Source organism: Mariniflexile litorale, from assembly GCF_031128465.2.
GTDB classification, from domain to species: domain Bacteria; phylum Bacteroidota; class Bacteroidia; order Flavobacteriales; family Flavobacteriaceae; genus Mariniflexile; species Mariniflexile litorale.
This window is the reverse complement of the sequence record NZ_CP155618.1, coordinates 1226377-1244476: the sequence shown is the minus strand read 5'-3', so window position 1 is coordinate 1244476 and position 18100 is coordinate 1226377. Positions and strand designations below refer to the sequence as shown.

Sequence of the window (18100 nt, the reverse complement as noted above, 5' to 3'; positions counted from 1 at the left end):
ACATAGTTATTAAAAAAAGCAGAATGAGTAACGGCAAGAGTTAAATGAGTGAGTTTGTCATATAAAAGCGTAAACGCATCTTTTTAGCGTAAAATCAAGCCCTTTTTGCTAAATCCTCATTTTATTTTATCAAGTAAAGTGCGTAAGTTTATCTTTTATTATATGATAATGCGATTAGTAATTAAACAAATAGGAATTTTATGTATGTTGTTTTGTACCACACTTTTGTTGGCCCAAGGCAATGATAATTCACCCAAGTTTGTTGTTAGAGGTATGGTGGTTGAGGCCGATACCCACAATCCTATTGCAAATGTGAATATTGAAGTGAATGGAGGGTCTTATACGACGACCGATATAACTGGAAATTTTAGAATTGAAGCAAGAAAGGGTGATGAACTTACTATAAAACACAAAGATTTTGAAACCGTTTATTACATGATTCAAAGTAATGAACGTATTAAAGTAGAGGTGCAACCGAGTATAGAAGATATTCAATATTCTAAGAAAAAGTATTCGAGAACCAATCCAGAATTATTTAAATCACTGATAGATTCAGCTGAAACACATTTAAAAAAAGATGCTAAAAAGAGTATTCAATTTATTGAAAAAGCGTTGGGAGCTAGTAATTCTTCTAAAGAAAACAGTGAAGCTTATGAGGTTTTAGGCGATGTTTATTTACATTGGAAACAGTATGATTTAGCAGTTTCAAACTACAGAATTAGCCTTCAAAATATCAGTACAAATGTGGTTAAGTTAAAATTGGCTTCGGCTTATAAACTAAACAAAAACTACCAAGAAAGTCTTCAAATTTATAATAGTATTAACAAAAAGGAATTATCTAATTGGCAATTGGTGGAATTGTATGAAGGACTTGGTGATGTTTATCAGTTAACTAAATCACATCAATCGTCCATTAACGTTTATAATGAAGGTTTAAAAATAGCACAAAAACATTTAATTTCTCCAAAGGTTACCGATTTAAACTCTAAAATAGCTCAGGTTTACAATGCTAAAGGTGAAACTCAAAAAGCAGAAAGTTTTTTTAATGAATCGTTAAAGCTAGCTAATAATCAAAATAAGAAAAGAGCTGTTGAAGAAAAAATAAAAGTTGCCGATTTTCAGAATGAGACAAATAATTATTCAAGTGAAATTCAATTAAGAAAAGAAGCTTTAAAACAAATAAAAGACATTCAAAAGGATTCTGTTTTTAATAATGAAAGTGCCTTAACACTACAAAAACAAAATTATAAAATAGGTAACGCGTATGCTTCTCAAAAAGATTATGTGAATGCCATTCCATATTTAAAAAAAAGTATTGAAGAAGCCGATACCAAAGAAGATTTAATCGTTCAAAAAGATGCTACTAGAAAACTTTCAGAAGTTTACAAAGAAGCAGGGGAGTTTGATAAAGCCCTTATAGCCTACCAAAGCTATGTGGATTTAGTAGATAAATTATATTCAAAAAAAGAGCAAGAAATATCGCAAGCAGCACGGTTTAGTAAAGATATTGTTGCAAAACAAAACAGAATTTTAAGTTTAGAGAGCGATAGGGAGTTGTCCGAAAGTAAATATGAGCTTAATTTAGAACAGGCTAAAAGCCAAAAATTTATTATTTATGCATTAATTGGTGGGGTTGTATTATTATTAATTGCTGGCTTTTTAATGTTTAAGTATATCAAACAACAACGGTTGGCAAATAATTTGTTAGCATTAAAAAGCTTGCGTAGTCAAATGAATCCGCATTTTATTTTTAATGCCTTAAACTCTGTTAATAGTTTTATAGCTTCAAATGACGAGCGTGCTGCCAATAAATACCTTACCGATTTTTCATTACTCATGCGTGCTGTTTTAGAAAATAGTGAAGAAGATTTTATTCCTTTGGAAAAAGAAATAGAGCTTTTAGAACTATACACCAAATTAGAACATTTTAGGTTTAAAGATAAGTTCGATTATAATATCACGATAGATGAAAATATTAATATAAACGACTTTGTAATTCCTCCCATGTTGTTGCAACCTTATATAGAAAATGCTGTGTGGCACGGGTTACGATATAAAAAAATAAAAGGGTTTTTAGAGATTGTTATTTCGCAAATTAATCCAGACGAAATTAAAATCACCATTTCAGATGACGGTATAGGGCGCCAAAAATCGAAAGCCCTAAAGACTGAGAATCAGAAAAAGCAAAACTCAAAAGGCATGGGTAATATTAATAAACGTGTGTCTATTTTAAATGCGATGTATAAAGATAAAGTTGATGTGTTTATTGACAATTTTCAAGAGGAAGAAGACACAGGGACTAAAGTTGTTGTAACGCTTAGGAAAGATTAATGAAATACGATTAACGATTTTTGAATTTTAATTTAAAAGCCAATTTGAAATAAAAATGTCACGCAGAGCCTGTTGAAGCGCAAATATTATTTTCAAACATAACAAAGTAATAAAAAGTATCAGAATGAAATTAACATCAATCATAGTAGAAGACGAAGAAACCAGTAGAGAAATTCTAAAAAATTATCTCGAAAAATATTGCCCAAATGTTTCTGTTATTGGTGAAGCTTCAAACGTAGAAGAAGCTTTGATATTAATACGAAACAACGATTTAGATGTGGTGTTTCTAGATGTAGAAATGCCCTATGGCAATGCGTTCGATTTACTAGACAAGGTCGGTGATATAAATTTTGAAACCATATTTGTAACCGCCTATAATCATTATGCTATGGATGCTTTAAATGCACATGCTTCTTATTATTTAATGAAGCCTATCTCTATAGACGAACTTATCAAAGCAGTTGATTATGTTACCGAAATTAAAACGAAAGAAGATGCACTTCAAGATCAAGTGCTTGTTCCGAAAACTAATACTGATAATGGGAAAATAACCATTCCGCAATTAGATGGTTTTGAAGTCATCAATACCGCAGATATTTTATTCTGTAAAGCCGATGATAATTATACTGAAATCCATTTGAACACCAATAAGAAAAAAATAGTAAGCAAAACCTTAAAATACTTTGAAGATATATTGATTGATAGTAGCTTTGCAAGAGTACATAAATCGTATTTAGTAAACGTAAACGAAGTAGTAAAGTATGTTAAAGGAAAAGGGGGAAGCGTGGTGCTAAGTAATGGAAAACAAATTATGGTTTCTGCCTCAAGAAAATCAGAACTTTTATCGTACTTTCAATAATAAATAAACAATATTCAAATGCCAATAATAAAACCAGTAAACGGAAAATCACCTCAATTACCAGACGATTGTTATATAGCCGAAAACGCCACCATAGTAGGTGATGTAGAAGCAGGAACCCAATGCAGTATTTGGTTTAATGCCGTTATTCGTGGCGACGTAAACTATATAAAAATGGGCAATAAAGTAAATGTACAAGACGGTGCTGTTATCCATGCCACTTATTTAACCGCACCTACTAATATTGGTAATAACGTATCCATAGGACACAATGCTATAATACATGGTTGTACCATTCACGACAATGTTTTAGTGGGCATGGGAAGTATTGTTATGGATAATTGTATTATAGAAAGCAATAGTATTATTGCAGCGGGAGCTGTAGTGACCCAAAATACGAGGGTTGAATCGGGTAGCATTTATGCAGGTGTGCCAGCTGTAAAAATAAAAGATATTAGCCAAGAGCTAATTTCAGGGCAAATAGACCGTATTGCTAATAACTATATAAAATATTCTAGTTGGTTTAAAGAGTAAAGCGGCTTCTTTGTAATTAACTAATTTTAAAAATAGAATTAACAATATTTAATTTTGTTTGGAAAAGCAACCCAGATTCTCAACTTTGTGAGAATAATAATTTTTGTAAAAGTGAGAAAACTAAAAAATAGTGAGTTAAACCGATTAAGTGTTGAAGATTTTAAAGAAATAAAAAAAACACCCATCATTATTGTATTAGACAATATTAGAAGTCTAAATAATATTGGGTCAGTTTTTAGAACCAGTGATGCCTTTATCGTTGAAAAAATTTACCTCTGCGGTATTACAGCAACTCCACCTCACAAAGACATTCACAAAACGGCATTAGGAAGTACCGATACGGTAGACTGGGAATATGCAGAAAACACCATCGAACTAGTCGAAAAACTAAAAACTAAAAACATAAAAGTTGTTTCTATCGAACAAACCGAAAATGCTACCATGTTAGACGATTTCAAACCAGAGAAAAACACCAAATACGCTTTAATTTTTGGTAATGAAGTAAAAGGCGTTGCCCAGAATGTGGTTAGCTCCAGCGATGTGGTGTTGGAAATTCCGCAATTTGGTACTAAGCATTCGTTGAATATTTCGGTGAGCTGCGGTGTGGTTGTTTGGGATGTGTTTTGCAAATTGAAGAAGTTGAACAAATAAATTCTATTCCATTTTAATCTTAAATTTTTTAACTTCGTCCTAATGTGCTATTTTAAAGTGACGGTAAATGTCTCAACATAAAGAATTAATAGAAGTAGCAAAACTATTTTTAAAGCTTGGCAGCATTGCCTTTGGCGGTCCAGCAGCTCATATTGCCATGATGGAAGATGAAGTTGTTAAGAAACGAAAGTGGATGTCCCAAGAACACTTTCTAGATCTTGTTGGAGCCACAAACTTAATTCCAGGGCCAAATTCAACCGAAATAACCATGCACTGTGGTCATGAACGTGCTGGGTGGAAAGGTTTAGTTGTGGCGGGTTTGTGCTTTATTATTCCAGCGGTAATTATTACGTCTGTTTTTGCATATATGTATCAACAGTATGGCTCGTTACCAAATGTAAAACCATTTATATATGGTATTAAACCTGCAGTTATTGCCATCATTATAGTTGCTGCTATTCGACTTGGTGAAAAAGCCGTTAAAAGCAACGAACTTGCCATTTTAGGTATCTTAACACTAGTTGCATGTTTACTGGGGGTTAATGAAATTGTTGCACTTTTTGGATGCGGATTGTTAGGTCTTATTTTTCATATTGTAAAAAATAAGCAATCAAATTTAAATAGTTTTATTCCATTTTTATTTATTCAGCTAACAAACCCCACAAACATTGGAAGTCTAAAAATATTTCTTGCTTTTTTAAAAGTAGGTGCCATTTTATATGGCAGCGGTTACGTTTTATTTGCGTTTCTTGATTCTGAATTAGTTGCCAACGGCTGGCTAACCAGACAAGTACTAATTGATGCAGTTGCAGTTGGACAAATTACACCAGGTCCCGTTTTATCTACCGCTACATTTATCGGGTGGCAGATGAATGGATTCTCAGGAGCATTTGTGGCCACTATTGCTATTTTTCTGCCGTCTTTTATATTTGTTTTGGTTTTAAATCCTTTAATACCTAGAATGCGAAAATCTAAAATAATGAGAGCTATTTTGGATGCTGTAAACGTAGCGGCCGTTGCATTAATAATTGCTGTTTGTTTTAAGATGGGAAAAGACAGTATTATAGATTGGCGAACCATTGCTATTGCCATTATCAGTCTAATTATGGTTTTTATATTTAAAAAAATAAATAGAGCCCTTATCGTTTTTGGTGGTGCTATTTTAGGATACTTTTTAACTTTAATCTAGCAATAAATTGATTAAAAGTGTTAAAATGATGACTTAGATTATCTCTGGTATTCTGCAAATGAATAATTTCTATACGAACAGACAAAGCTATTTATATCGATTTACTAAATAGACCACTGAACAAAATAATATATGTAATACTATCTAAAAATATATTTTCGTGATTTTACAACCATACTAAATTTGTTACATGAGAACTTTTCTTACTTTAATTTCCCTATCATTATTTTTTAATTGTAAGCAACCAAATATTGGCCCCGATTACAGTAAACTTAAAACGATACCAACCAAGGGTCAGGTGGGACATCTAGTTTTACCAGATTCTATAGCTCCTGTTATTGCTCCTTTTAAAATGGCAACATTTGAAAAACCGACATTTCCAAACAGAAGTATCAATATTGCAGATAAACATGCTATTGAAACTAATTTAGTTACAGATATCATACAAAATGCTATTGATGAATTAAGTAGTTTAGGAGGAGGTACTGTAATTGTTCCTAAAGGCACATGGAAAACAGGACGTATTTCATTAAAAAGCAATATAAACCTCCATTTTGAAGAAGGCTCCATTGTTAAATTCAGCACCGATGTAAAAGATTACCAACCGGCTGTTTTTACACGTGTAGAAAGTATGGAGGTTATGTCGCTTGCTGCATGCATCTATGCCAATAATCAAGAAAATATAGCAATAACAGGAAAAGGACGACTTATTGGTCCTTATGGAGGTGAAGTAAAAAAACGCTCCTACATGACTCCCATTGAAAGCCTTGTTGATTTAACAAAACCAGCAGAAGAACGTATTCATGATGGTTCTATAGAAGATTGGATTTTTCCTCCTAAATTCATTTCACCCGTTAATTGTAAGAAAGTTTATATTGAAGGCGTTTCATTAGAAAATACAGCCTTTTGGAATATTGTTCCTGTATACTGTGACAATGTAATTATTCGAGGGGTTTCAGTAAACTCGGTCGGTATTCCTCGTGGTGATGGTATTGATATTGAATCATCTAAAAATGTACTTATAGAATATTGTACTTTAAGTACTGGCGATGATGCCTTTACGATGAAATCTGGACGTGGCGAAGATGGACTTAATGTAAATAGAGCTACTGAAAATGTAGTGGTTCGTTATTGTTTGGCATTAAAAGGTCATGGCGGTATTACTTGCGGAAGCGAAACAGCGGGTATCATTAGAAACTTATATGTACACGATTGTGTATTTGATGGTACAGGCGTTGGTATCCGATTTAAAACACGACGCCCAAGAGGAGGCGGAGGTGAAAATTTGTATTACGACAGAATCCGAATGAATCTTGAAGCCACCTGCATAAAGTGGGATATGTTAGGTACACGTGCTTATGTAGGCGAATTAGCAGATAGACTGCCTGTTAGAGAAGTTAATGACCTAACACCTTATTATAAAAACATATCTATTTCTAATATTATTATTGAAAATGGCACCCACTTTTTAAAAGTTTATGGCATTCCAGAATCGCCACTAACTAACTTAACCATCGATAATGTAGATGCCAATTGTGATAAATTAATTATCTTGAACGATGTTAAAAATGTAAGCATAAGAAACACAAGTATTAAAACACCGGATAGCATTATTGATGTTATTGGCGGCAAAAATATAAGTTTTGATAAGGTTCTTTTAAGCACAAAACCGAGTGCCTTAACTATGCCAAATGAAACTATTGAAACCAAAGGTATTCATTTTAATGATGGTGATTTATAATAGTTCAAAGAACATCTAATAAGGTAAATAATCCATTAATGATTATTGGAATTAAAAGTAAATTTAACTTGATTCTAAAGCTTAAAATGATAACTTCGTTTATTAAACCGAATGGATTAAAACTCCATTTATCTCGACATTTAACAGGTTAAATAACTAGTAAAATCAAATATAGATGAACTGGATTTTATTAATAATAGCAGGACTCTTTGAAGTAGCGTTTGCTGCTTGTCTTGGCAAAGCTAAAGAAACAACAGGGATTGTAACCACATATTGGTATATTGGGTTTTTAGTTTGTTTAGTAATAAGCATGCTTCTTCTGGTAAAAGTGACCCAAAAACTACCCATTGGAACTGCTTATGCTGTATGGACAGGTATTGGAGCTGTAGGAACAGTGCTTGTCGGAATCTTGTTATTTAAAGAACCTGCAACATTTTGGAGATTATTTTTTATATCGACTTTAATTATTTCTATAGTTGGATTAAAAGTAGTTTCACATTGATTTAGGCTTTCAAATTAAAACACAAATTTTAATCGCGTTCACAAATCTCTCCTAAAATCCATAAATAATCACTTCTATTTTCAATAAAATCTCTATCGGAAATATCAATGATTTTTATATTGAAGTCGGTTTGAGTTTTCAAAAATTCTAAATAACCAGTATTAATTTTTTCTAAATAGTCGTTTTCGATATTTTGTTCGTAATCGCGTCCGCGTTTTTTAATATTTTCTTGTAAACGAGCGGTGTTTTGATATAGATAAATATATAAATCGGGTTTTCGCAACTCTTTATACATGAGATAAAACAACTTGCGGTACAACTTAAACTCATCTTCTTGCAAGGTAATTTTAGAAAATATTAGCGATTTAAATACATCGTAATCACTCACAATAAAATCTTTAAACAAATCGAGCTGTGACAAGTCGTCACTTATTTGTTGGTACCTTTCAGCAAGAAAAGACATTTCTAACGGAAAAGCGTAACGCGACGCATCCTCATAAAACTTGGGTAAAAAGGGGTTGTCGGCAAACTGTTCTAAAATAAGTCTTGCGTTAAAATCCTGCGCAATTTTGTTAGCTAAACTGGTTTTCCCAGCACCAATATTGCCTTCAATAGCCAGATAGCCAAGTTTCGAAAAATCAAACGTTTTATTCGGGTTTTTCAACCAAATATTAATAGGTTCTACAACACTGTCATCTTCGCACTCTTCTAATAAAACAGCAACTTCTTTATCTAATTTAGAATGTTTTACTTTTGCTGCAATATCATTAAGAGGCAATAAAACAAACTTGCGCTTTTGCATTTCTGGATGCGGTATTTGCAAGGTTTCGGTATTAATAATTGCATCTTCAACAAATAAAATATCCAAATCGATACTACGTGCTTCGTATTTATTGTTTTGAGTTCGAACACGGCCTAAGACTGTTTCTATAGCGAGTAGTTCTTGAAGCAGGATTTCGGGTTCTAAATGACTTTCTAATACTAAACAAGCGTTTAAAAAATCTTCTGCCGAAGCTTCGGTATCAAAACCAAATGCCGGCGATTTATAGACTTTAGAAATATGGGAAACACTTCCAATTCTTATATAAATTAAATCGATAGCGTCTTGGAGGTTTTTAAATTTATCACCTTTATTGCTTCCTAATGCGATATAAAATGTTTTTGCGTGTATCATAAGTATCGGCAAAATAAGTAAAACAAATTTTATTCTTTTATATTTACGTGACGTATTTATTCACAATTGTAAATGACTTTAAAAGACAAACTCGCTGCCCAACAAATTTATATGCTCTTAGGAGCACTTTTTATAACATCTCTAGTAGTTTCAAATTTGATTTTCCAAAAATTTTTTTACTGGTATCCGTTGGACATCGAAATTTTTGGAAGCAAGCTATTTATTGTTTCTGTAGGTATTTTGCCTTATCCCATCACTTTTTTAATAACCGATTTGATAAGTGAGATCTACGGTAAAAAACGTGCCAACCAAGTGGTAGTTGCTGGTATTTTTGCATCTCTTTTCTCGGTGTTAATTGTGTATGTTGCCGATGTAGTCCCTGCAGTTTCAAATTCACCTATTAATGATACCGTGTTTTCACATGTTTTTGGACGCACTATATTGGCTGTTGGCGCTAGTATGACGGCCTATTTATTTGCCCAGTTTATAGATATTCAAATTTATCATTTCTGGAAACGGTTTACTAAAGGTAAACATTTATGGCTGCGCAATAATTTTTCAACCTTTTTATCGCAATTTGTCGATACCTTTGCAGTCGTGTTTTTGTTGTGTTTTTTTGAAGTACTACCCTGGAATATGTTTCAAGGTTTATTAATTAGCGGCTTTCTTTTTAAAGTACTTATTGCTGTTTGTGATACGCCGTTTTTATATTTAGGTGTTTATTTATTCAAAAAACGATTCAACCTAAAAACGGACGAAGAGCTTCATCTTCTTTAAAAAACAATAAATCTTTATTAATTTTTCGCTTTAAGATAACCTTTTAGTTATTTTTGTCCATATATTTCACAAAATTTATTTATGAAAAAAGCTCTTAAAATCACCGGAATATCCCTACTTATCCTTATCGTACTTTTAATTGCCAGTCCATTTGTGTTTCAATCACAAATAAAGGATATGGTTAAACGCTTTATTAACGAAAACCTAAATGCTCAAGTAGAATTTAGCGATGTTAATTTAAGTTTTATTAAAAGTTTTCCTCAGGCACATGTAAGTGTAAACGATTTAGCAATTACTAATTTTGAACCTTTTAAAGGAGACACTTTGGTTAGCGCGAAAAGTATAGCGTTCACCATGTCTATAAAAGAGCTGTTCAAAAAAGCTAACGACCCGATTATAGTAAATTCTATATATGCCGATAGTGTATTGCTAAATTTAAAAACCAATGCTTCTGGCGCTACCAATTATGATATTACTAAAGAAAAAGAAAACGCTGCAGCTACTGAATCTGGTAACTTTGCTTTTGATATTCAAGATTATCAAATAAAAAATAGCACTTTTAATTATTTAATCGAAGACTCTAAAATGTCTTTTAAAATTTCTGAGTTAAACCATGAAGGAAAAGGAGTTTTTTCAGCAGAAAAATCAGAATTAGACACGAAAAGTGATGCTAAAGTGAGCTTTACAATGGATGGAACCAATTATTTAAATAATAATCCTATAAAATTAGATGCTTTAATTGGTTTAGATTTAGAAAACAGTAAATATACTTTTAAAGAAAATAAAGCGCTTATCAATCAATTACCTATCGAATTTGATGGTTTTGTACAATTGCTTGAAAACGGTCAAAATATTGATATTACGTTCGAAAACCCAGAATCGTCATTTAAAAATTTTTTAGCAATAATACCTGAAACTTATTCTAAAAATATTGAAAATGTAGAGACTACAGGTGATTTTAAAATTAAAGGGATCATAAAAGGTCAGGTTACCGAAGAAACCATTCCTATGTTGGATATTAGTATTAAATCCAATAACGCCTCATTCAAATACCCCGATTTACCAAAACGTGTTGAAAACATTGTTATTGATACCGAAATTAAAAACACCACTGGTAAAGCAGAAGATACGTATGTGGCTATAAATACCTTAAATTTTAAGATAGATCAAGATGTTTTTAAATCGTCTGCAACTATAAAAAATATAACAGGTAACATGCTTGTGAATGCAGATATTGATGGGGTTCTTAATTTAGCAAATATTGCGAAAGTGTATCCAGTTGATTTTAAAATGGCATTAAGTGGTATTTTAAAAGCCAAAGTTAATACAGCTTTCGATATGGAGGCGATTGAGAAAAATGCCTACGAACGTATAAAAAGCAGTGGAAGTATAGGCCTGAGTAATTTTAAATATGCTTCGGAAGACTTTAAAAATCCATTACAAATTTCAGATGCCGCCGTTACTTTTAATCCAGAAACGGTTTCATTAAATACATTTAAAGCTCAAACGGGTAAAACCGATTTAAATGCAACAGGTACGATTAAAAATTTATTAGGTTATATGTTTAGTAACAAAACCTTACAGGGGAACTTTAATTTGACCTCCAATACTTTTGCTGTAAATGATTTTATGAGTGATGAAGCACCTGCTGAAACAGAAAGCAAAACAGAGGGTGCAAAAAAGGCGGTAAGCAAAACGGAGTCTATAAAAATCCCTGCATTTTTAGATTGTACTATAAATGCACAAGCTAATACCGTTATTTATGATAATATGCAATTAAAAAATGCTAAAGGAGCTCTAGTTATTAAAGATGAACAGTTACAGCTACAAAATTTTACCACTAATTTATTTGATGGTCAATTAGCCGTTTCGGGTTTTGTTTCGACTAAAACCGATACACCAACTTTTAGTATGGATTTGGGTATTAATAGTTTTGATATTGCTAAATCGTTTCAAGGCATTGAGTTATTTCAAAATTTAGCACCTTTAATGAAGGTAGTAGAAGGAAAAATAAACACAACTCTAAATTTAAAAGGTAATTTAACCGATGATTTTACGCCTAATTTAAGCAGTTTATCGGGTAGTGCTTTATCTGAAATTCTATCGTCTACAGTGAATCCATCAAATGCCGAAGTATTAAACAAACTAAGTAGTTCTTTAAGTTTTATTGATTTCAAAAAACTGAATTTAAACGATTTAAAAACACAATTCACATTTAATGACGGTAAAGTAAGCGTAAAACCATTCCACGTAAAATATCAAGATATCGATATTGAAGTTGCGGGTTCGCATGGCTTCGATAAAACGTTGGCTTATAATGCGGTATTTAATGTGCCTGCAAAATATTTGGGTAGTGAAATTACGAGTCTTATTGCAAAAATAGACGACGCTTCAGCAAAAAACATTACCATTCCAATTACAGCAATTATAGGTGGTAGTTACACAAGCCCTACTGTAAAAACCGATTTAACAAGTGGTGTTTCCAGCTTAACAAAACAATTGGTCGAAATTCAAAAACAAAAATTACTTAACCAAGGCAAAGATAAAGTAAACAATATGCTTGGTGATTTAATTGCTGGCAATAAAGCTAAAAAGGATTCAGCTACCACTACTCAAAATAATACCGTAAAAGATGTGCTTGGTGGCATCGTTGGAGGTAACAAAACAACAACTACCGATTCTACTAAAACAAGTACAACTAAAAATGCTGTTAAAAATGTACTCGGGGGGTTGTTAAGTGGTAAGAAAAAGCAAAAAGACACAGTTAAATAAGTTTATATATAGTTTTTTGGGTATTTTAAGAAGAAAGAGCTGTAATTATTAGGTTTTCTCGATAAAAAAGTTAAGTTGTAGGTAGGGGAAACCTATAACTTAAAAATAATACATGAGGCAATTAAAAATTACGAAGCAAGTTACCAACCGGGAATCGAAGTCGCTTGATAAATACCTTCAAGATATTAGTAAAATTCAGCTTATTACAGCTGAAGAAGAGGTAGAATTAGCACAGCGCATACGACAAGGAGATCAAAAAGCTTTAGATAAACTCACAACGGCTAATTTACGTTTTGTGGTATCAGTCTCAAAACAATATCAAAATCAGGGTTTAACATTGCCCGATTTAATAAACGAAGGTAATGCTGGTTTGGTTAAAGCGGCGAAACGTTTTGACGAAACAAGAGGTTTTAAATTCATATCCTATGCGGTTTGGTGGATTAGACAAGCTATTCTTCAAGCTTTAGCTGAACAATCTCGAATAGTTAGATTACCTTTGAACAAAATTGGCTCTATCAATAAAATAAATAAAGCCTATTCGTTTTTAGAACAAACGCATGAAAGACCGCCAAGTGCCGAAGAAATTGCAAGTAATTTAGAGCTTACAATTAGCGACGTAAAGCAGTCTATGAAAATTTCGGGCAGACATGTTTCCATGGATGCACCTTTAAAAGAAGGCGAAACATCAACTCTGTACGATGTTGTGAATTCGAATGAGTCTCCTAGACCTGATATGGGTTTAATGAAGGATTCTCTAGTTATTGAAATAAATCGTGCTTTAGCTATGCTTTCGGATAAAGAAGCAGAAGTAATTAGAAATTATTACGGCATAAGTAATGCACAACCCATGAGCCTAGAAGAAATAGGAGAGGCTTTTGGTTTAACGCGTGAGCGTGTAAGACAAATAAAAGAAAAAGGCATTCGCAGATTGCGACATGCATCTAAAAGTAAAGTGTTAAAAACGTATTTGGGATAATCCTAAATGCACAACCCATTAAAAACAATTTATGTTAAAAATTATTATTAAAGATGGCGAAAACATAGAACGCGCCCTAAAACGTTATAAAAGAAAACATCGAAATATTAAAGTGATGCAAAATTTAAGAGAGGCGCAGTTTTTTACAAAACCATCTGTTAAAAGAAGACGACAAGTACAAAAAGCATCTTATATTCAAAATTTAAGAGATCAAGAAGATATTTAGGCGTTAAGCTTAAGGCACAAATTAAATGAATCCCATTTGCAACACCTTGTTAATGGGATTTTTTGCTAATATCCTAAAAGATTGTACTTCCTTTTATGAATTTTTGTATCTCATAAAAGAATCGCTTTTAAATGCTGAATAGAAATTAATGCGAAATTATAAACTAATAGCAACCACTAATCCCTCATTTCCACGCACATTAAAAACAGTGTCATCTTCAAAAATAAGATATTGCCCTTTTATGCCTGTAAGTTTACCCGTGTAAATTTGATCTTTTATTAAGTTTAAACTAGTTGGTTTTTTAGGGTACTTTTCAACGGGAAATTCTAAAGTGGTTTCTGTATTCGTTTCAATAAAATAATCTTTAGCTTCATCTGGAATGTATTGTTTCAACTTCTCTCTCCATTCTACCAAATTTTCGTCTACAACATCATTCTTTAACATGGTTCGCCAATTGGTTTTGTCACCAACATGATCTTTTAAAGCCACCTCAGTAATACCTGCTAAATACCTATTTGGTACTTCAACAATTTCAATAGCTTCATGTGCGCCTTGGTCTATCCAACGGGTTGGTACTTGACTTTTTCTGGTAACACCCACTTTAACATTGCTAGAGTTAGCTAAATATACAATATGAGGTTGTAGTTGTGCTTTCTTTTCGAATTCTAAATCACGGTCTTCCTTATCTAAGTGGGCCATACTTAATTCTGGGCGCATAATCCAATCGGCTGCTTGCGGTATTTCAAAAAAACAACTTTTACAGAACCCTTGACGGTAAATGGGTTTATCTAAACCACAGTTTAAACATTGGTATTTAACAAATTGAATTGTAATGGTTTTATTAAGTAACTGATTCATATTTAAAAAATCATTTTCAAACACTAAATAGTATTCAATAGGACTTGAAAATTCTGTCGCCATTTTTGTTAAAACACCTTGATAAGTCATAAAAAAAAGTATTATTTTTAAGGACTTAAATATAAAACAAATATGCCAATCACTATAGTAAATTCCATTGCTTCTTGGTTCTTAAAAAAACGATTTCATCAAATTGATTTGTTTTTAAAATACCCTAACGAAGTACAAAATGAATTGCTATTAGAACTTTTAGACATTGCTAAAGACACCCAAATAGGAAAAGAATATGATTTTGCTTCTATAAAAAACTATAGAATGTTTGCAGAACGTATCCCTATAAAAAATTATGATGGTTGGCAAGATGTTATAGAACGTTCCATGAAAGGTGAAACCAACCTGTTTTGGCCAACACCCATAAAATGGTTTGCAAAATCCAGTGGAACTACACGTGCCAAAAGTAAATTTATTCCTGTAAGTGAAGAATCTCTAGAAGACTGTCACTATGCGGCGAGTAAAGATTTACTGTGTATGTATTTAAATAACAATGAAAACTCGCAATTATTTACAGGCAAAAGTTTACGTTTAGGTGGTAGTAAAGAATTGTTTAGAGAAAATGGCACCGTGTTTGGCGATTTGTCTGCGATTTTAATTGACAATATGCCCTTCTGGGCTGAATTTAGCAGTACTCCCAGCAACAAAGTATCTTTAATGAGTGATTGGGAGCACAAAATGCAAGCCATTGTAAATGAAACTATGAATGAAAACGTAACCAGTCTTGCTGGTGTACCATCATGGATGCTTGTGTTGCTTAACAATGTTTTAGAAACTACCAAAAAACAAAACCTGCACGATGTCTGGCCAAATTTGGAAGTGTATTTTCACGGCGGAGTAAGCTTCACACCATATAAAGATCAATACAAAAAATTACTGCCTAAAAAAGATTTTAAATATTACGAGATTTATAATGCTTCGGAAGGCTTTTTTGCTATTCAGGATCAAAACGATTCTAACGAATTATTGTTGATGTTAGATTATGGTATTTTCTACGAATTCATTCCCATGGATATTTATGCCACAGAAGCAGAAAAGGCCATTCCTTTAAGCGATGTAAAATTGAATCAAAACTACGCTGTAATTATTACCACCAATGCTGGTTTATGGCGTTATAAAATTGGAGATACGGTTAAATTCACCTCATTAAACCCTTATAGAATTAAGGTTTCTGGTAGAACTAAGCATTTTATAAATGTTTTTGGAGAAGAACTTATTATAGAAAATGCCGAAGAAGCCTTAAATAAAGTATGCAAACGTACTAGGGCAGAGATTGTAGAATATACGGCAGCACCGATTTTTATGGAAGGAAAAGAAAAAGGTGCACACGAATGGTTAATTGAATTTAAAACGCCACCTAAAGATATTAATTATTTTAATGAACTGTTTGATAATGCTTTAAAATCACTCAATTCCGATTATGAAGCAAAACGTTATAACAATATCACACTTAACAAACCTAAAATTAATATAGCCCGTAAAAATTTATTTTATGATTGGTTAAAACAAAATAATAAATTAGGCGGGCAACATAAGGTGCCGAGATTATCTAACACCCGTTTATACTTAGACGACTTAATAAAGCTAAATTATTAAATACATAAAGCTTATTTAGTAAGTATAAAGCCACGTAAATAGCGTATTCAACGATTAATAGTGCTATTTGTCTAATAAATTTTTAAAAACTAGTCTTCATTATTATATTTAATCTCTAACCAAATCTTCATCTCTCTAAAAATGAAACCAATCCTCTCCATTTTCATTTTCTTCATTTCTCATGTTTTATTTTGTCAAGGAGCATCAAGTGCTGTTTCTGAAAATGATTTTGCTCATGAAGATATAACTTCTAAAGCAAAAAAGCCAATGGGTGCTAATGGCTTTAAATTTAAACTTTTAGATGCTGGTGTAAACAGTCAGTATTCAGAATTTGGGTCGGGTTTTTTTAGAAATAAACTTATCATGGTTTCTTCAAAAAAACTTGGTGGATTAGCTAGTATAGACACAAATACCAATGAAGCTTATAAAGATTTGTTCTGTTTAGATATTTCTTCAAATGGCCAATTAAGCTTACCATTACTGTTTTCTAGAATTTTAAATACTAATGAAAGTGAAGATTTGTTGGCATTTTCTCCCGATCAAAAAACCGTCTATTTTACAAGAAGTAGTAAGGAAAATTCGTTGGAGTATAAATTATATAAAGCTGTTTTAGAAGATGATTCACACGGAAACTGGATAAACCAAGAATTGTTGAATATTAACAAAGAAGGTGTTTCTATTGAAACACCATTTGTAAGTCCAGATGGTAAAAGTTTATATTTTGCTTCGAATATGGATAGTTCATTAGGAGGATTTGACATATATGTTTCTGAAATAAATACGGATGGTACTTTAGGAACTCCTGAAAATGTAGGTAATACAATTAATACCAATTTAGACGAAAAATATCCTTCACTTTCAAAAGATGGAAAACAGCTATATTTTTCTTCAAAAGGACATGAAAATATTGGAGGATATGATTTATTTGTTAGTAAAATTATATCGAACGGTTACAAAACACCAAGGAACTTAGGTAATACTATAAACTCCAGTTACGATGAAGTAGCGTATTTTTTAGATAATAAAGAAGGTGGTTATGTTTCATCAAACAAACTAAACAGTAAGGGTGGTTTCGATATTTATACAGTAATCAACGAAGAAGTTATTCAAACCCTAGAGGGTACAATATTTGATTTAGAAACGAAAATAAAATTACCTAATACACTTGTTGTATTGAAAGATGAAGAAGGCAACGAATTAGCAAGAACCTTAACACAAGAAGATGCTACATACAAATTTGATGTTTCAGCTTTTGAATCTTACCAGATTACAACATCAAAAGAAGGCTTTAAAGAAAGTGATTTAGACTTTTATGCCGATAGAGATTATAATACTTCATATACAAAAGATATTGAGTTACTAACAACAGAACCAGTTATCACAAAGGTAGATGAAGAACTAAGAATTGTTATAGAAAACATTTATTTTGATTTTGCAAAGTATAGTATAAAAGAAGAATCTCATGTTTCGTTAAATAAAATCATCAAAGTTCTTAAAGAATATCCAGATATAAAATTATCTATTAATGCACATACCGATAATATTGGAAAAGATGCCTATAACTTAAATCTTTCAAATAAACGTGCTGCATCCACTGTAAAATATTTAATAAGCAAAGACATTACTAAGGATCGTTTGGTATCAATTGGATTTGGTGAAACAAAACCGTTAGTTGATTGTAAAAACAATTGTACCGATGAAGATTTGCAAACCAACAGACGAGTTGAATTTGTTATTCTAGATTAATTTAATTACTACCGATTTATAATAGCTAGTAGCTATTATTATAATAATGTTTAAGAAGTATTATAAACATCTCAAAACACTTAAAACTACATAAATAAAAACCACGCTAAATTAGCG

The 18100-nt window shown here is 32.0% G+C and carries 15 protein-coding genes; 13 read left to right on the top strand and 2 right to left on the bottom strand.

The genetic code is table 11. From position 1 onward, the window contains the following. Positions 1 to 168 precede the first annotated feature (168 nt). The 7 genes from QLS71_RS05055 (at position 169) to QLS71_RS05025 (ending at position 7807) form a co-directional block, all read left to right on the top strand. On the top strand, positions 169 to 2331 hold the full coding sequence (locus QLS71_RS05055) for a histidine kinase (RefSeq protein ID WP_308991386.1): 2163 nt from the start codon (positions 169 to 171) through the stop codon (positions 2329 to 2331). Positions 2332 to 2455: 124 nt separating this feature from the next. Then, entirely contained in the window at positions 2456 to 3190 is a 735-nt protein-coding gene (locus QLS71_RS05050) for a LytTR family DNA-binding domain-containing protein (RefSeq protein ID WP_308991385.1), read from the top strand. Positions 3191 to 3208: 18 nt separating this feature from the next. Then, complete coding sequence (locus QLS71_RS05045; RefSeq protein WP_308991384.1) at positions 3209 to 3724, top strand: gamma carbonic anhydrase family protein; 516 nt, start codon at positions 3209 to 3211, stop codon at positions 3722 to 3724. A 111-nt stretch (positions 3725 to 3835) separates the two neighbouring features. Beyond that, positions 3836 to 4375 (top strand): RNA methyltransferase, encoded by a 540-nt coding sequence (locus tag QLS71_RS05040; RefSeq protein WP_308991383.1) that lies wholly within the window; start codon positions 3836 to 3838, stop codon positions 4373 to 4375. Positions 4376 to 4442: 67 nt separating this feature from the next. Beyond that, on the top strand, positions 4443 to 5564 hold the full coding sequence (gene chrA / locus QLS71_RS05035) for a chromate efflux transporter (RefSeq protein WP_308991382.1): 1122 nt from the start codon (positions 4443 to 4445) through the stop codon (positions 5562 to 5564). A 190-nt stretch (positions 5565 to 5754) separates the two neighbouring features. Further along, on the top strand, positions 5755 to 7305 hold the full coding sequence (locus QLS71_RS05030) for a glycoside hydrolase family 28 protein (protein WP_308991381.1): 1551 nt from the start codon (positions 5755 to 5757) through the stop codon (positions 7303 to 7305). A gap of 175 nt (positions 7306 to 7480) precedes the next feature. After that, complete coding sequence (locus QLS71_RS05025; protein WP_308991380.1) at positions 7481 to 7807, top strand: multidrug efflux SMR transporter; 327 nt, start codon at positions 7481 to 7483, stop codon at positions 7805 to 7807. A 28-nt stretch (positions 7808 to 7835) separates the two neighbouring features. Here QLS71_RS05025 and folK read toward each other — a convergent pair whose 3' ends face one another. Next, a complete protein-coding gene (gene folK, locus QLS71_RS05020) occupies positions 7836 to 8981 on the bottom strand; it encodes a 2-amino-4-hydroxy-6-hydroxymethyldihydropteridine diphosphokinase (RefSeq protein WP_308991379.1) in 1146 nt (381 codons plus the stop codon). Between the two features lie 72 nt (positions 8982 to 9053). On the opposite strand from folK, the gene QLS71_RS05015 reads away from it, so the two are divergent. The 4 genes from QLS71_RS05015 (at position 9054) to rpsU (ending at position 13732) form a co-directional block, all read left to right on the top strand. After that, a complete protein-coding gene (locus tag QLS71_RS05015; protein WP_308991378.1) occupies positions 9054 to 9758 on the top strand; it encodes a queuosine precursor transporter in 705 nt (234 codons plus the stop codon). An 81-nt stretch (positions 9759 to 9839) separates the two neighbouring features. Next, positions 9840 to 12530, top strand: a complete 2691-nt coding sequence (locus QLS71_RS05010; protein WP_308991377.1) for an AsmA-like C-terminal region-containing protein — start codon at positions 9840 to 9842, stop codon at positions 12528 to 12530. 112 nt (positions 12531 to 12642) lie between these two features. Continuing rightward, a complete protein-coding gene (locus tag QLS71_RS05005) occupies positions 12643 to 13506 on the top strand; it encodes an RNA polymerase sigma factor RpoD/SigA (protein ID WP_308991376.1) in 864 nt (287 codons plus the stop codon). Between the two features lie 31 nt (positions 13507 to 13537). Continuing rightward, positions 13538 to 13732, top strand: a complete 195-nt coding sequence (gene rpsU / locus QLS71_RS05000) for a 30S ribosomal protein S21 (RefSeq protein WP_117174857.1) — start codon at positions 13538 to 13540, stop codon at positions 13730 to 13732. Positions 13733 to 13888: 156 nt separating this feature from the next. On the opposite strand, the gene QLS71_RS04995 is transcribed toward rpsU, so the two are convergent. Further along, entirely contained in the window at positions 13889 to 14680 is a 792-nt protein-coding gene (locus tag QLS71_RS04995) for a DUF2797 domain-containing protein (protein WP_308991375.1), read from the bottom strand. A 42-nt stretch (positions 14681 to 14722) separates the two neighbouring features. On the opposite strand from QLS71_RS04995, the gene QLS71_RS04990 reads away from it, so the two are divergent. Beyond that, positions 14723 to 16237, top strand: a complete 1515-nt coding sequence (locus QLS71_RS04990) for a GH3 auxin-responsive promoter family protein (RefSeq protein ID WP_308991374.1) — start codon at positions 14723 to 14725, stop codon at positions 16235 to 16237. Between the two features lie 141 nt (positions 16238 to 16378). Beyond that, entirely contained in the window at positions 16379 to 17983 is a 1605-nt protein-coding gene (locus tag QLS71_RS04985; protein ID WP_308991373.1) for an OmpA family protein, read from the top strand. Positions 17984 to 18100: the final 117 nt, after the last annotated feature.

Bases quoted from the DNA above. Each gene is read 5' to 3' on its own strand.
- QLS71_RS05055 (WP_308991386.1), top strand. From the start codon at position 169: ATGCGATTAGTAATTAAACAAATAGGAATTTTATGTATGTTGTTTTGT.
- QLS71_RS05050 (WP_308991385.1), top strand. From the start codon at position 2,456: ATGAAATTAACATCAATCATAGTAGAAGACGAAGAAACCAGTAGAGAA.
- QLS71_RS05045 (WP_308991384.1), top strand. From the start codon at position 3,209: ATGCCAATAATAAAACCAGTAAACGGAAAATCACCTCAATTACCAGAC.
- chrA (WP_308991382.1), top strand. From the start codon at position 4,443: ATGTCTCAACATAAAGAATTAATAGAAGTAGCAAAACTATTTTTAAAG.
- QLS71_RS05030 (WP_308991381.1), top strand. From the start codon at position 5,755: ATGAGAACTTTTCTTACTTTAATTTCCCTATCATTATTTTTTAATTGT.
- QLS71_RS05025 (WP_308991380.1), top strand. From the start codon at position 7,481: ATGAACTGGATTTTATTAATAATAGCAGGACTCTTTGAAGTAGCGTTT.
- folK (WP_308991379.1), bottom strand. From the start codon at position 8,981: ATGATACACGCAAAAACATTTTATATCGCATTAGGAAGCAATAAAGGT.
- QLS71_RS05015 (WP_308991378.1), top strand. From the start codon at position 9,054: ATGACTTTAAAAGACAAACTCGCTGCCCAACAAATTTATATGCTCTTA.
- QLS71_RS05010 (WP_308991377.1), top strand. From the start codon at position 9,840: ATGAAAAAAGCTCTTAAAATCACCGGAATATCCCTACTTATCCTTATC.
- QLS71_RS05005 (WP_308991376.1), top strand. From the start codon at position 12,643: ATGAGGCAATTAAAAATTACGAAGCAAGTTACCAACCGGGAATCGAAG.
- rpsU (WP_117174857.1), top strand. From the start codon at position 13,538: ATGTTAAAAATTATTATTAAAGATGGCGAAAACATAGAACGCGCCCTA.
- QLS71_RS04995 (WP_308991375.1), bottom strand. From the start codon at position 14,680: ATGACTTATCAAGGTGTTTTAACAAAAATGGCGACAGAATTTTCAAGT.
- QLS71_RS04990 (WP_308991374.1), top strand. From the start codon at position 14,723: ATGCCAATCACTATAGTAAATTCCATTGCTTCTTGGTTCTTAAAAAAA.
- QLS71_RS04985 (WP_308991373.1), top strand. From the start codon at position 16,379: ATGAAACCAATCCTCTCCATTTTCATTTTCTTCATTTCTCATGTTTTA.